General features: G+C 67.4%; 12 protein-coding genes. 10 read left to right on the top strand and 2 right to left on the bottom strand.

What is annotated here, in order from left to right:
• The first annotated feature begins 101 nt into the window (after positions 1-101).
• The 5 genes from EV216_RS10845 to lpdA all read left to right on the top strand — a co-directional run bounded on the left by EV216_RS10845 (position 102) and on the right by lpdA (position 7904).
• Positions 102-3395, top strand: a complete 3294-nt coding sequence (locus EV216_RS10845; RefSeq protein ID WP_132695371.1) for an AsmA-like C-terminal region-containing protein — start codon at positions 102-104, stop codon at positions 3393-3395.
• Positions 3392-4480: a tRNA preQ1(34) S-adenosylmethionine ribosyltransferase-isomerase QueA gene (gene queA / locus EV216_RS10840; protein WP_132695370.1), complete on the top strand. Its 1089-nt coding sequence runs from the start codon at positions 3392-3394 to the stop codon at positions 4478-4480. The genes EV216_RS10845 and queA overlap by 4 nt, the downstream gene beginning before the upstream one ends.
• A gap of 52 nt (positions 4481-4532) precedes the next feature.
• Positions 4533-5813 (top strand): MFS transporter, encoded by a 1281-nt coding sequence (locus tag EV216_RS10835; protein WP_132695369.1) that lies wholly within the window; start codon positions 4533-4535, stop codon positions 5811-5813.
• Positions 5814-5891: 78 nt separating this feature from the next.
• Complete coding sequence (locus EV216_RS10830) at positions 5892-6470, top strand: DUF924 family protein (RefSeq protein ID WP_132695367.1); 579 nt, start codon at positions 5892-5894, stop codon at positions 6468-6470.
• Positions 6471-6509: 39 nt separating this feature from the next.
• On the top strand, positions 6510-7904 hold the full coding sequence (lpdA, locus tag EV216_RS10825) for a dihydrolipoyl dehydrogenase (protein WP_132695366.1): 1395 nt from the start codon (positions 6510-6512) through the stop codon (positions 7902-7904).
• Between the two features lie 206 nt (positions 7905-8110).
• On the opposite strand, the gene EV216_RS10820 is transcribed toward lpdA, so the two are convergent.
• Both EV216_RS10820 and miaA read right to left on the bottom strand, forming a co-directional pair.
• On the bottom strand, positions 8111-8899 hold the full coding sequence (locus EV216_RS10820; protein ID WP_132695364.1) for an AraC family transcriptional regulator: 789 nt from the start codon (positions 8897-8899) through the stop codon (positions 8111-8113).
• A 143-nt stretch (positions 8900-9042) separates the two neighbouring features.
• The gene (miaA, locus tag EV216_RS10815; RefSeq protein WP_132695363.1) at positions 9043-9915 is read right to left on the bottom strand and encodes a tRNA (adenosine(37)-N6)-dimethylallyltransferase MiaA; all 873 of its coding nucleotides are present in this window, start codon (positions 9913-9915) and stop codon (positions 9043-9045) included.
• An 88-nt stretch (positions 9916-10003) separates the two neighbouring features.
• On the opposite strand from miaA, the gene pyrH reads away from it, so the two are divergent.
• From pyrH to dxr, 5 genes are read left to right on the top strand one after another with little or no spacing between them, the layout of a single operon-like run.
• Entirely contained in the window at positions 10004-10741 is a 738-nt protein-coding gene (gene pyrH / locus EV216_RS10810; RefSeq protein ID WP_132695362.1) for a UMP kinase, read from the top strand.
• Positions 10742-10795: 54 nt separating this feature from the next.
• Positions 10796-11362: a ribosome recycling factor gene (gene frr / locus EV216_RS10805; protein WP_132695360.1), complete on the top strand. Its 567-nt coding sequence runs from the start codon at positions 10796-10798 to the stop codon at positions 11360-11362.
• Between the two features lie 27 nt (positions 11363-11389).
• Positions 11390-12115, top strand: coding sequence for a polyprenyl diphosphate synthase (gene uppS / locus EV216_RS10800; RefSeq protein ID WP_279388206.1), 726 nt, complete (start codon positions 11390-11392; stop codon positions 12113-12115).
• Positions 12115-12906 (top strand): phosphatidate cytidylyltransferase, encoded by a 792-nt coding sequence (locus EV216_RS10795; RefSeq protein WP_132695359.1) that lies wholly within the window; start codon positions 12115-12117, stop codon positions 12904-12906. Before uppS ends, EV216_RS10795 begins: the two co-directional genes overlap by 1 nt.
• A 7-nt stretch (positions 12907-12913) precedes the next feature.
• Entirely contained in the window at positions 12914-14095 is a 1182-nt protein-coding gene (gene dxr, locus EV216_RS10790) for a 1-deoxy-D-xylulose-5-phosphate reductoisomerase (RefSeq protein ID WP_132695358.1), read from the top strand.
• The last annotated feature ends 26 nt before the right edge of the window (positions 14096-14121 follow it).

Below are 14121 nucleotides of genomic sequence, written 5' to 3'. Positions count from 1 at the left end.
TGGCGCCTTGGGTACAGCGCGACGCGTCAGACAATAGGCGCTGCGCGCGGGCAGGCAAGCGGGAGATCCTTCGCCGCGCAGACGCGAGGCGGGCTGTCGGGATGAGCGGTAAAGGGCCGGATACCAGCACCGAAGCGCGCGTGATCGAGCCGCACCAGCGGTTCGGCATATGGTTGCTGTTGAGTCTCGGGATGCTGATGGGTCTGGGCGGGCTGGCCGGACTGGCGCTGACCGGGCGCATGGTCGATCTGCCCGGCTGGGCCACGGCACGGATCGAGGCGCGGCTGAACAGTCAGTTCGCGCCCGCTGAGATGCGGATCGGCGGGGTGGGGGTGATGTTCTCGCGCAAAGCGGTCCCATCGGTCCGGTTCCGCGATGTCCTGGTGCTCGATGGGGCAGGGCGCGACGTGGCCGCGCTGCCGGTGATCGGGGCAACGATCTCAGCGGTGGGGCTGGCCTCGGGCCGACTCGACGTGACGCATGTGGCGCTTGACGGGGCGGAACTGACGCTGCGGCGTGCGCCCAATGGTCGGCTCGACCTGGCGCTGGGGCGCACGGGCGCACCGGTCAGCGCCGCGGCGAGCCTGGGAGAACTGCTCGACGAGATCGACCGCGGACTCTCGGCGCCGGGGCTTGTTGCAATCGAGGCGGTCAGTGTCGAAGGGCTGGGCCTGACCTTCGAGGATGCCCGTGCAGGCCGGACATGGATTGTCGAGAACGGGCTGATGACGCTGGACCAGGATGCGGACGAGGTCGCGATCCGGGCCTTCTTCTCGCTCCGGGGGCAGGCCGAGTTACCCGCCGAACTGGCCTTCGATTTCGTCTCTCGCAAGGGAAGCCCCGCCGCGAGTTTCGCTGCGACCTTCTCGGACGTGCCCTCGGCTGATATCGCCACGCAATCGCCCGCCCTGGCCGCGCTGGCGGTGATTGACGCGCCGATTTCCGGTGCGATCCGCACCGAGGTGTTTGCCGATGGCAGTCTCGGTCCGTTGACCGCGGCGCTGGAAATCGGGGCGGGCGCGCTACGACCCGCGGGGGGCGCGCCGCCCATCGGCTTTGCCTCGGGTCGGTCGGCCTTTACCTACGACCCCGAGGCGGGACGTCTGAATTTCGACCGGATAACGGTCGATACCGCGATCCTGCGGCTGAGTGCCGAGGGCCATGCCTATCTGCGCGACATGGAGGGTGGCTGGCCCGAGACGCTGGTCGCCCAGCTTGCCTTTCGCGAGGTCGCGCTTAACCCTGATGGGGTGTTCGAGACGCCCGCGATACTTTCCGGTGGCGCGCTGGACCTCCAGCTTCGGCTTTTCCCGTTCACCGCGACGCTGGGTCAGGTCGTGCTGCTGGACGAGGGGCGCAGCTATCGTGGCCGGGGCCGCGTGCGCGCGCTGCCCGAGGGCTGGGATGTCGCGGTGGATGCCACCATCCCCGAGATCGACCGGCAGCGGCTCCTGTCGCTCTGGCCGCTTACACTGGCGCCGAACACGAGGGGCTGGATCGAGGCCAATGTTCTGGCTGGCATTGTCCATGACGGTCGCGCCGCGCTGCGCCGCCCGCCCGCGGGGCCTTTGCGTGTGTCGCTGACCCATGCCATCCGCGATGCAGAGGTGCAGGTTCTGGACGGGTTTCCCCCGATCCGGCAGGGTATTGGCCATGTCGTGATCGACAGCGACCGATTTGCCTTGTCGGTCGAGCGTGGCAGCGTAGCGGTGCCGGAGGGCGTAGTAGACGTTGCGGGTTCGACCTTGAAGGTGGACGACCTTTCCGCCGATGTGCCGCGCGCCGAGATCGTGCTACGCACCCGCTCGGCCATTGCCGCCGCGCTGTCGCTGATCGACCAGCCACCGCTGGGCATCACCACCGTGGCCGGGATCGCGCCCGATCTTGCGACGGGCGAGGCCCTGATCGAAACCCGGCTCGATCTGCCGCTGATCCCGGATCTGGCGGTCGAGGATGTCGGCTGGCAGGTGACGGGCGATCTGCGCGGGGTCGGCTCGGACGCTCTGGTGCCCGGGCGGCGGTTCGAGGCGGGCAGCCTGCGGCTGGAGGCAAGCCCCGAGACGGTCGCGATCTCGGGCATGGCGGCGCTGGACGGGGTGCCGCTGCGCGCGGCCTGGACGATGCCGGGCGGACCGGGGAATGGCGGGGCATCGCGTGTCGAGGGCACGCTGGAGTTGTCGCAGGCGACGAATGCGGCCTTCGGGATCGGCCTGCCCGGGGGCAGTCTGGCCGGGTCCGGGCGGGCCGGTTTCACGCTTGATCTCGACCCCGGCGCGGCGCCGCGGTTCACGCTGGACTCCGACCTTGTGGGGTTGCGTCTTGCCGTGCCGGAACTGGGCTGGTCCAAGCCTGCGGGCAGCGCGGGACGGCTGGAACTGGCCGGGCGGCTGGGCGACGCGCCCGCAATCGATAGGCTGCTGCTTGAGGCGCCGGGGCTGTCGGCCACCGGGTCCGTCGCGCTGACCGGCGAGGGCGTGCTTGACGTGGCGCGGCTGTCGCGGGTGCGGCTGGGCGGCTGGTTCGATGCGCCGGTCGTTCTCAGCGGCCGGGGCGCGGGCCGCCCGCCTGCTGTCGCGATCACCGGCGGCAGGGTCGATCTGCGCGCGCTGCCCTCGGGCGGTGGCCCGGCTGGGCGGCAGGGCGGCGGTGCGGTCGAGGTGGCGCTGGACCGGCTGATCGTCAGTGACGGCATCGCGCTGACCGGGCTGCGCGGGCGGCTGTCGGGGCAGGGCGGGCTGAACGGCCAGTTGACCGGGACGGTCGAGGGCGGCGGGCCGGTCGTCGCCACGCTGGTGCCCGCCGAAGGCGGCACCGCGGTCCGGGTGCGGTCGGACGATGCGGGCGCGGCGTTGCGCGGCGTGGGCATCTACCGGCGGGCACATGGCGGCACGCTCGATCTGGTGTTGCAACCCGAGGGGCAGGAGGGGCATTACGTCGGCCAGCTTCGGATCGACGATCTGCGCGTGCGCGGTACGCCGGTTCTGGCGGAACTGTTGTCGGCGATCTCGGTCGTGGGGCTGGTCGATCTGCTGAATCGCGAGGGGTTGATGTTCTCGAATGTCGAGGCGCGGTTCCGGCTGATGCCGGGCGCGGTCGAACTGCGCCGGGCCAGCGCGGTCGGCCCCTCGCTTGGCATCTCGATGGCCGGGGTCTATGGCACGCGCGAGGGGCGCATCGACATGCAGGGCGTGATCTCGCCGGTCTACATGCTGAATTCCATCGGCTCGGTGCTGACCCGGCGCGGGGAGGGGCTGTTCGGCTTCAACTATCGCCTGTCGGGGGCGGCCGAAAATCCCACGGTGCGCGTCAACCCGCTGTCGATCCTGACACCGGGGATGTTCCGCGAGATATTCCGCAGCCCGCCGCCGCGCGCCCGGCAGGAGGCGGGGCAATGAAGCTTTCGGATTTCGATTTCGACCTGCCCGAGGCGCTGATCGCGACCCGACCGGCGCGGCCGAGAACCGCGGCGCGGCTGCTGGTGGCCGAGGGCGACAGGCTGCGCGATCTGCATGTGCGCGACCTTCCCGACCTGTTGCAGCCCGGTGACCGGCTGGTGCTGAACGATACCCGCGTGATCCCCGCCCGGCTGAGCGGGCTGCGTCGGCGCGAGACGGCGCAGGGGCCGGTCGAGGCCCGCATCGAGGTGACGCTGATGGAGCCCGCGCCGGGCGGTTGCTGGCGGGCGATGGCGCGGCCGTTGAAGAAGCTGAAGCCGGGCGACAGGGTGATCTTTTCGGACCGCCTGAGCGCGCGGGTGGTCGCGAAGGGCGACGAGGACGCGGTGCTGGACTTCGACCAGACCGGCGCGGCGTTCGATACCGCGCTGGCCGAGGCGGGCGCCATGCCCCTGCCGCCCTATATCGCCGCCAAGCGCCCCGCCGATGCGCAGGATGCCGAGGATTACCAGACCGTCTGGGCCGCCCGGCCCGGCGCGGTCGCGGCCCCCACCGCATCGCTGCATTTCGACGAACCGCTGCTGGCGGCGCTGGCCGCACGGGGCGTCGGTTTCAGCCATGTGACGCTGCATGTGGGCGCGGGCACTTTCCTGCCGGTCAAGACCGATGATGTGTCGGCGCACCGGATGCATGCCGAATGGGGCGAGGTGACGGCCCGTGCCGCGGCCGAGATCAACGCTACCCGCGCGGCGGGTGGGCGGATCATCCCGGTCGGCACCACCGCGCTGCGGCTGATCGAAAGCGCGGCGGACGAGGCGGGCGTGCTGCATCCCTGGACGGGCGAGACCGACATCTTCATCCGGCCGGGCTATCGCTTTCGCATCGCGGATGCGCTGATGACGAATTTCCACCTGCCGCGCTCGACGCTTATGATGCTGGTCTCGGCGTTGATGGGAACGGAACGGATCCGACGGATATACATCCATGCGGTGAATTCGGGTTACCGCTTCTTCTCATATGGCGATGCCTCGCTCTTGATCCCGGGGCCGCAAGCGGTCAGGCAGGGGTCGCAGACGGGCATCTGAGTCGCGTCGAACTCCCCTAGTCACGGGCCAGTCACGCGAAAGGATGGCGCGCATGTTTCAGGTCTTGGCCAGTTCCTGGGCGCTGCTTCTGGGCATGTTGCTGCTTATGGTCGGCAACGGCATCCAGGGCACGCTTCTGGGCATCCGCGGTGGCATCGAGGGGTTTTCCACCTTCGAGATGTCCATCGTCATGTCGGCCTATTTCGTAGGCTTCCTGGGCGGCTCGCGGCTGGCGCCGGGGCTGATCCGGCGGGTCGGCCATATCCGGGTCTTCGCAGCGCTCGCCTCGCTGATCTCGGCCATCCTGATCCTTTACCCGGCACTGGCCGATCCCATCGCCTGGACCATCGGCCGGGTGCTGATCGGGTTCTGCTTCTCGGCGGTCTATGTCACCGCGGAAAGCTGGCTGAACAACGCCGCCACGAACGAGACCCGCGGCAAGGCACTGTCGCTTTACATGATCACCCAGATGGCGGGCATCGTCAGCGCGCAGGGGCTGATCCTGACCGCCGATCCGGCGGGGTTCATCCTGTTTATCATCCCATCGGTGCTGGTGTCGATCTCGTTCGCACCGATCCTGCTTTCTGTTAGTCCCACCCCCGCCTTCGAGACCGCCAAGCCGATGTCTCTGCGCAGGCTGGTGCAGATCTCGCCCACCGGGGCGGTCGGCATCTTCCTGATGGGGGGCGTCTATTCGGCGCTGTTCGGGATGGCCTCGGTCTATGGCACCAGCGCGGGGCTGAGCGTGGCCGAGATCTCGGGATTCATCGCCACGATCTATATCGGGGGGCTTCTGCTGCAATACCCGATCGGCTGGCTGTCGGACCGGATGGACCGGCGCACGCTGATCCTGGGTTCGGCGGCGATCGGCGGTGTTGCGGCGGGTGTCGCGATGGCGCTGGGGGGCAGTTTCACCGCGCTCCTGGTGGCGGCCTTCGTGATCGGGGGGATGTCGAACCCGCTTTATGCGCTGCTGATCGCCTATACCAACGACTATCTGGAACGCGACGACATGGCCGCGGCCTCGGGGGGGTTGCTGTTCATCAACGGGGTAGGCGCGATCATCGGGCCGTTGCTGACCGGCTGGATGATGGGGCTTATCGGGCCGCAGGGCTTTTTCCTGTTCATCACGGTGCTGATGCTGTCGCTGGCGGTCTTCACCGGCTTCCGGATGACCCAGCGCGCGCCCGTTCCGGTGGATGAGACGGGGTCTTATGCGCCGGTTCTGCCAACTGCATCGCCGGTCGCCGTCGAGGTCGCGGGCGAGGTTGCCATGGAGGCCCAGCAGGACGAGTCCCAGACGCGCGGCGATGAGCCCGCGGGACGGTCCTGACGGCTTGCGTGCAGGGGCTTAATCTGAAACGATCCCTTGACCGCAAGGGCAGGCACGAAGGGCAGCAGGAGTAGTGGAATGGCGCGCCGCGAGGAGATCATCGAGTTCTGGCTGAACGAGGTCGGCCCCGATGGCTGGTACAAGGCCGATCCGGAGGTCGATGCGGCGATCACCGAACGGTTCAAGCCCGACTGGGAGGCCGCCCATGCGGGCGCGCTGCATGACTGGCCGACCAACCCCTCCGGGGCGCTGGCCTTCCTGATCCTGACCGACCAGTTCCCGCGCAACATGTTCCGCGGCGACTGGCGCGCCTTCGCCACGGACGCACTGGCCCGGGCGGCGTCGAAACAGGCGATCGACCTGAATTTCGACACCCGCTGCCCCGAGCCGGAGCGGCAATTCTTCTACATGCCGCTGATGCATTCGGAATGCCTGATGGATCAGGACCGCTGCGTGCGGCTGATGCTGACCCGGATGCCCGAGACCGGGGCCGAGAACCTGTTGCATGCCAAGGCGCATCGCGAGTTGATCCGCAAGTTCGGCCGCTTCCCCTTCCGCAACGAGGCGCTGCATCGCGGTTCCTCCCCCGAGGAAATCGCCTTCCTTGACGGCGGCGGCTATGCGGCCTGCGTGGAGCAGTTTCGCGCCGTCGGCTGAAGGCGGGCAGGGCGGGACGGTCGGGCAGGGGGGGACAGGATGACCGCGCGGACTTTCGACATGATCGTGATCGGCGCGGGGCCGGGGGGCTATGTCGCCGCGATCCGCGGCGCGCAGCTTGGCCTGAGCGTCTGCGTGGTGGAACGCGAACATCTGGGCGGTATCTGCCTGAACTGGGGCTGCATCCCGACCAAGGCGATGCTGCGCTCGGCCGAGGTCTTTCACCTGATGCACCGGGCCAAGGAATTCGGGCTGACGGCCGATGGCATCGGCTATGATCTTGATGCGGTGGTGAAGCGCTCGCGCGGGGTGGCGAAGCAGTTGGCCTCGGGCGTCGGGCACCTGTTGAAGAAGAACAAGGTCACGGTTGTCATGGGCGCAGCGACGCTGCCCGCTCCGGGCCGGGTGTCCGTCACGACCGACACCGGCAGCGAGGAGATTACCGCGCCCACCATCGTGCTGGCCACCGGCGCGCGGGCGCGCGAACTGCCGGGGCTGGAGGCAGATGGCAAACGGGTCTGGAGCTATCGCCACGCTCTGGTGCCCCCGCATATGCCGAAAAAGCTGCTGGTCATCGGCTCGGGTGCAATCGGCATCGAATTCGCCAGCTTCTTCAACACGCTGGGCGCCGAGACGACCGTGGTCGAGGTGATGGAGCGCATCCTGCCGGTCGAGGATGCCGAGATCTCGGGTTTTGCGAAGAAGCAGTTCGAGAAACAGGGGATGCGCATCCTCGAAGGCGCCAGTGTCACGCGGCTGGACCGGGGCGCCGACAAGGTGACCGCTCATGTCGAGCAGGGCGGCAGGACCGAGGCTGTCGAGGTCGATACCGTGATCTCGGCGGTCGGCATCGTCGGCAATGTCGAGGGACTGGGGCTAGAGGCGCTGGGGGTCAGGATCGACCGCACCCATGTCGTCACCGACGAATTCTGCCGCACCGGCATCGAGGGGCTTTATGCCATCGGCGATGTCGCCGGGCCGCCCTGGCTGGCGCACAAGGCCAGCCATGAGGGCGTGATGGTGGCCGAAATGATCGCGGGCGGGCATCCGCACCCGATCCGCCCGGGCTCCATCGCGGGCTGCACCTATTGCCATCCGCAGGTCGCAAGCGTCGGGCTGACCGAGGCGCGTGCAAGGGAAAAGGGTTACGAGGTCCGCGTGGGCCGCTTCCCCTTCATCGGCAATGGCAAGGCGATCGCGCTGGGCGAGCCCGAGGGGCTGGTCAAGACCGTGTTCGATGCGAAGACCGGCGAGCTTCTGGGCGCGCATATGGTGGGCGCCGAGGTGACCGAACTGATCCAAGGCTATATCGTGGCGCGCGGTCTGGAAAGCACCGAGGCCGAGTTGGTGCAGACGGTCTTTCCGCATCCGACGCTGTCCGAAATGATGCACGAATCCGTGCTGGATGCCTGGGGCCGCGCGATCCATTTCTGACCCGCCCCGCTGCGGAGAAAACGCACCGACCTCCATTGCTGCGGCGCGCGCGGCTTCAGTCACCGCCCGCTGAAGTCATGTTCGAAGCCCGGATGGATGACCGACGGTGATCTGCCTGTGACCACGGCGCGGCGGGCGTCTAGCCGGGGTTGTTACGGTGTTCCAACCGAGATGCGCCGATATCGGCAGGGAAGCGCGCGTGGGCGTCAATCGGCGTTGCGGAATGCCTTGGGTGTTGTTCCGGTTCGGGACTGGAAGGCGCGGGTGAAATAGGTCGGCGAGGCATAGCCCAGCGCGGCCGCGATCTCCTTGATCGGCGCGCGGGTGTCGGCCAGAAGGCGGCGCGCCTCGCCGATCTTGCGCTCGGCCAGCAGGTCCGAGGCGCTGCGCCCGCAGGTCTGGTTGCAGGTCCGTGTCAGATGCGTCGACGTCACGCCCAGATCGGCGGCATAGCCCGCGACCGATTTGGCGGTGCGGAAGTCCTTTTCGACCAGCGCGGCAAAGCCCGCAACCAGCCGTCTTGCAGAGACGGGCACGGATGTCACATCCTCGGCCAGTGCGATCTGACGCTCCAGCCAGACCGAGATCAGCCCCGCATAATGCCGGATCGCCCGCCGCGCGCCCGCACGCTTTTGTGTCAACTCGCGGTCTAGGCCGTCCAGTAGCCCCGTGATCTCGACCTGCACCTGGCCGTCGCGGATGCGCAGGTGGTGGGGTGTGTCGGGCAGCTCCAGATCGGCCATCCCCGGGAACATTACCGCCGAGCCATAGACCTGGCCCGTCATCTCGAATCCGTGCATCGTGCGCGGCGGGATGAAGATCGCGTTATGCGGGCCGTAGCCGCGGGTAACGCCGGCCACCGTGATCCTGCCCTGACCCTTGGTGATCCATAGAAGCTGCGGCGCGGAATAGCTGCGCATCGCCTCTGCCCGCCAGCGGCTGCCCTGTGTCAGGCGCGAGAACGGTACGATCCGGATGTCGGGAAACAGGCTCATGACGACAACTCCGGAGGGGAGGGCGCGGCAAAAGGGGCGCCTGGTCAGAAGGGGCAGGTTCGAATCGGGCAACGATTGACCGATTCGTCTCGCAGGGTAAAGCGAAAGAGGTTGGATTCGTCTCCGTTTCCGCCGGGCCTCTGTCAGGTGGCGGCGACCCGTCGCCATGCGTTCAGCTTGGAGCGGAACCAGGTGCGCTGGCGTTTTGCATATTGCCGGGAGGCGATCTTGGCGGCCGCAACGGCATCTTCCAGCGCCAACTCGCCGCGCAGATGGGCGACGAGTTCCGGCGCGCCGATGGCCCTTGCCGACAGCAGCCGCGCATCCCAGCGCGGCAGGTTCGTGCGCACCTCGTCCAGCGCGCCGCCCGCGATCATCGCGTCGAAGCGGGTGTCGATCCGGGCGTTCAGCCAGTCCTTGCGGGCTTCGATGACCAGCGGCTGGGCGGCGGCCAGTGGCAGAAGCGGCGGTGGCGTGGCATCCTGCCACTCCGCCAGCCCCCGGCCCGTGGCGCGCAGCACCTCCCAGGCGCGTTGGATGCGGACGGGGTTCTGTCGGTCGATCCGCTCGGTCGTCGCGGTGTCCAGTTCGGCCAGCAGCCCTGCGGTATCGCCTTCGGCGATCCGCGCATCGGCCTCGGCCCTTATCGCGGGCGGTGTTGCCGGGATCTCGGCCAGCCCCTCGGTCAGCGCGGTGAAGTAAAGCCCGGTGCCGCCCACGATGATCGGCCGCGCATCGCCTGCAAGGATCGGCGCCAGCTCGCGCAGCCAGTGGCCCACGGAATAATCCGCATTCCAGCCGACATGGCCATAAAGCGCATGCGGCGCGCGGTTTTCCTCGTCGGGCGAGGGGCGTGCTGTCAGCAAGCGCCAGCCCTCGAACACCTGCAACGCATCGGCGTTCACGATGACGCCGCCCTGCGCCTCGGCAATCGCCAGCGCCAGCGCCGACTTGCCGCTGGCGGTCGGTCCGGCGATCAGCACCGGGCGGGCAGGGTCGAGTTCGGTCAGTTCCATGCGGGCAGCGGCCTCGTTCGGCGTTGAACCTGTCGGCCTTTTCCGACATTTTGCGCCCGACACAAGAGCACGGGCAGAGGCAGACCCTATGAACGACACCGGCGCCACGCAAGCGAAGCCCAAATACAAACGGGTGATGCTGAAAATCTCGGGCGAGGCGCTGATGGGCGACCAGGGCTTCGGGCTGCATCCGCCCACCGTGGAACGCATCGCGCGCGAGGTGAAATCGGTGCGCGATCTGGGCGTCGAGATCTGCATGGTGATCGGCGGCGGCAACATCTTTCGCGGGCTTCAGGGCAGCGCGCAGGGGATGGAGCGCACGACCGCCGACTACATGGGGATGCTGGCCACCGTGATGAACGCGCTTGCGATGCAGTCTGCGCTGGAAGGGATGGGCGTCTTCTGCCGGGTGATCAGCGCGATCCGGATGGACGAGGTTTGCGAGCCCTATATCCGCCGCCGCGCCGTGCGCCATCTGGAGAAGGGGCGGGTCTGCATCTTTGCCGCCGGAACCGGCAACCCTTACTTCACCACCGACACGGCCGCGACGCTGCGCGCGAACGAGATGGCCTGCGAGGCGATCTTCAAGGGCACCAAGGTCGATGGCGTCTATGACAAGGATCCGATGAAGGCCGCCGACGCCGTGCGCTATGAAGACATCACCTATGACGACGTCCTGGTGAGAAACCTCAAGGTGATGGACGCCTCGGCGATCGCGCTGGCACGCGACAACGACCTGCCGATCATCGTCTTCAGCCTAGACGAACCCGGCGGTTTCCGCGGCATCCTTGCCGGGGAAGGCACCTATACAATCGTCCACGGTTAGCGTTATAGCAACCTGTACGCATGACAAGGACCTCAAGCAGAAGAGTTCAGACCGATGGCCGACGACGAGCTGGAAATCGACCTTGACGACCTTCAGCGCCGGATGGACGGCGCGATGGCTGCACTCAGGCATGAATTCGCCTCTCTGCGCACGGGGCGTGCATCAGCCTCGATGGTCGAGCCGATTCAGGTCGATGCCTATGGCGCGCTGACGCCGATCAACCAGGTGGCGACGGTCAACGTGCCCGAGCCGCGGATGGTGACCATCAATGTCTGGGACAAGGCGCTGGTGAACAAGGTCGAGAAGGCCATCATGGAATCGGGACTGGGGATCAATCCGCAGAAGAACGGCACGATCATCATGCTGCCGATTCCCGAACTGAACGAGGAACGCCGCCGCGAACTGACCCGTGTGGCAGCCCAATATGCCGAACATGCCCGCGTTGCGGTACGCAATGTGCGCCGCGACGGCATGGAACAGATCAAGAAGGCCAAGAACGCGGGGATGAGCGAGGACGATCAGAAGATCTGGCATGAAGAAATCCAGGATCTGACGGACAGGCACATCGCCCAGATCGACAAGGCGCTGGAAAGCAAGCAGCAGGAAATCATGCAGGTCTGAGACCTGCCGGGTCGGAGAGGGGGCGGCGTGGCCGTGAAGGACAACCAGCATACCCGCCCGGCCCATGTGGCGGTGATCATGGACGGCAACGGCCGCTGGGCGCAAATGCGCGGTCGGCCGCGCCTTTTCGGTCATCAGGCGGGCGCGCGGCGTGTGCGCGAGATCCTCGAGGCATGTCCGGAACTTGGCATCCGCTACCTTACGATCTTCGCCTTCTCTACCGAGAACTGGAAACGCACTCAGGCCGAGGTGACCGGGCTGATGACGCTGTTCCGCCGCTACATCCAGAAGGAGGCGCAGTCGCTTCTGGATAATGGCGTGCGGGTGCGCTTCATCGGGGACCGCGACCGGCTGGAGCCCAAGCTCGTGCGCATGATGCGCGGGCTCGAACAGCTGACCGAGGGCAACGATCTCGTGCATCTGACCGTCGCGATCAATTATGGCGGTCGTGACGAGGTGGCGCGGGCCACGCGGCGGCTTGCGCGCGAGGTGGCGGCGGGGCGTCTGGACCCCGAGGCTGTGGATGCCGAGACGCTGCCGCGATTTCTCGACACCTGCCTTCTGCCCGATCCCGACCTGGTGATCCGCACCAGCGGAGAGGCGCGGATTTCGAATTTCCTGCTCTGGCAATCGGCCTATGCGGAATACGAGTTCACGCCGGTCCTGTGGCCCGATTTCACGGCCGCCCATTTCGCCGAGATCGTGGGGAATTACAGCACCCGTGAACGCCGGTTCGGGGCGGTCAGCGCCTGATGGCGGCACGGGGCTCGTGGGAGGATCTGTCGGCTCGACTGATTTCGGGCGCGGCGATGGCCGTGGTCGGCGTTGTGCTGATCGCGCTGGGAGGCATCTGGTTCGCCATGCTCGCGGCGGCGGTCTCGGGCCTGATGGTGTGGGAACTTGGCCGCATGATCGCCCCGCAGGACCGGCGCGGGCCGGTGGCGCTGGGGCTGTTGTCGGGCGGCGCCGTGTTGGCCGCCTGGGCCTTGCCGGGGATCTATGCGCTTCCGCTTCTGGCCGCACCTGCGCTGGTCGGTGCCGGGCAGATGCCGCGCGACCGGGTGATCTATGGCGTCTATGCGCTGGCGATCCTGGTGGCGGGCTATGGGCTGGCCAGTTTCCGGGTCGATTACGGCATGGTCTGGCTGATATGGCTGGTGCTGGTGGTGATCGCGACCGATGTGGCGGGCTATTTCGCGGGCCGGTTCATCGGCGGGCCGAAATTCTGGCCGCGCGTCAGCCCGAAAAAGACCTGGTCGGGCACCGTGGCGGGCTGGGTCTCGGCCGCGCTGATCGGGGCGATCTTCCTGACCTTCACCAATGCGGGACGCGATCTGCCCTGGATATCGGTTGCGCTGTCCTTTGCCAGCCAGATGGGCGACGTGGCCGAAAGCGCGCTCAAACGCCGCATGGGGGTCAAGGACAGTTCTTCGCTCTTGCCCGGCCATGGCGGTCTGTTGGACAGGTTCGACGGCCTTCTGGGCGCGGCGCTGTTGATGCTGCTGGTGGCCCAGATCGTTTATGTTCCCGAAGTGAGGTTCTGAAAAAGGCATGGCACGGCGGATCACGATTTTCGGCGCCACCGGCTCGATCGGCGAGAACACGGTCGACCTGCTGACCCGGCAGGGTGGGGCGACGGAATATGACGTGGTTGCGCTGACCGGCGGGCGCAACGTTGCGCGGCTGGCCGAACAGGCGCGCGCGCTTCGGGCCGATATCGCAGTGACCGCGCATGAGGATTGCTATGACGATCTGAAGGCCGCGCTGGCAGGCTCGGGGGTCGAGGTTGCGGCCGGGCCGCAGGCGCTGGCCGAGGCTGCGGACCGTCCCGCCGACTGGATCATGTCGGCCATCGTGGGCGCCGCGGGTCTGGTGCCGGGGATGCGGGCGCTGCGCCATGGCACGACGCTGGCGCTGGCCAACAAGGAAAGCCTGGTGACCGCCGGGCCGCTTCTGCTGGCGACGGCGGCGCAGCAAGGCGCGCGCATCCTGCCGGTGGACAGCGAACATTCGGCGATCTTCCAGGCCCTTGTCGGCGAGGAGATCGAGGCGGTCGAGCGCATCGTCATCACCGCGTCTGGCGGGGCGTTCCGCGACTGGCCGATCGAGGCGCTGAAGAATGCCACCCCCGAACAGGCGTCGTCGCATCCCAACTGGGCGATGGGGCAACGGATCACGGTCGACAGCGCATCCATGTTCAACAAGGCGCTGGAACTTATTGAAACAAAAGAATATTTTGGGATAGATCCCGACAGGATCGAGGCCGTCGTCCATCCCGAGTCGCTGATCCATGCGCTGGTCGGATTCCGTGACGGCGCGATCATGGCCCATGTCGGCCCACCCGACATGCGCCACGCCATCGGCTATGCGCTGAACTGGCCCGACCGGCGCGACCTGCCGGTGGCGCGGCTCGATCTGGTGCAGATCGGCCAGCTCAATTTCCGCCCCGCCTGCGAAGCCCGCTGGCCCGCGCTGCGGCTTGCGCGCGAGGTGATGCGGGCGGGCGGGCTGACCGGGGCCGCCTTCAACGCCGCCAAGGAGGCGGCGCTGGATGCCTTCCTTGCCCGGCAGATCGGATTCACCCAGATGGCCGAGGTGGTCGAGGCGGTGCTGGACCAGTTGTCCGGCGACAGCGTTCTGACAAATTCGCCCGAAAGCCTTGAGAAAGTGCTGGAAACGGACCATCTGGCACGGCAGGCGGCGGCGGAGATCGTCCGCGGTCTGGAACAGTAGAGCAGTCACAAGCCAGGACCCTGAGC

Source organism: Rhodovulum steppense (assembly GCF_004339675.1).
In the GTDB taxonomy this organism is placed as follows: domain Bacteria; phylum Pseudomonadota; class Alphaproteobacteria; order Rhodobacterales; family Rhodobacteraceae; genus Rhodovulum; species Rhodovulum steppense.
This window is presented reverse-complemented; position numbering and strand designations above follow the sequence as displayed.

Coding starts and splice junctions, on each gene's coding strand:
- EV216_RS10845 (WP_132695371.1), top strand. CDS start 102: ATGAGCGGTAAAGGGCCGGATACCAGCACCGAAGCGCGCGTGATCGAG.
- queA (WP_132695370.1), top strand. CDS start 3,392: ATGAAGCTTTCGGATTTCGATTTCGACCTGCCCGAGGCGCTGATCGCG.
- EV216_RS10835 (WP_132695369.1), top strand. CDS start 4,533: ATGTTTCAGGTCTTGGCCAGTTCCTGGGCGCTGCTTCTGGGCATGTTG.
- EV216_RS10830 (WP_132695367.1), top strand. CDS start 5,892: ATGGCGCGCCGCGAGGAGATCATCGAGTTCTGGCTGAACGAGGTCGGC.
- lpdA (WP_132695366.1), top strand. CDS start 6,510: ATGACCGCGCGGACTTTCGACATGATCGTGATCGGCGCGGGGCCGGGG.
- EV216_RS10820 (WP_132695364.1), bottom strand. CDS start 8,899: ATGAGCCTGTTTCCCGACATCCGGATCGTACCGTTCTCGCGCCTGACA.
- miaA (WP_132695363.1), bottom strand. CDS start 9,915: ATGGAACTGACCGAACTCGACCCTGCCCGCCCGGTGCTGATCGCCGGA.
- pyrH (WP_132695362.1), top strand. CDS start 10,004: ATGAACGACACCGGCGCCACGCAAGCGAAGCCCAAATACAAACGGGTG.
- frr (WP_132695360.1), top strand. CDS start 10,796: ATGGCCGACGACGAGCTGGAAATCGACCTTGACGACCTTCAGCGCCGG.
- EV216_RS10795 (WP_132695359.1), top strand. CDS start 12,115: ATGGCGGCACGGGGCTCGTGGGAGGATCTGTCGGCTCGACTGATTTCG.
- dxr (WP_132695358.1), top strand. CDS start 12,914: ATGGCACGGCGGATCACGATTTTCGGCGCCACCGGCTCGATCGGCGAG.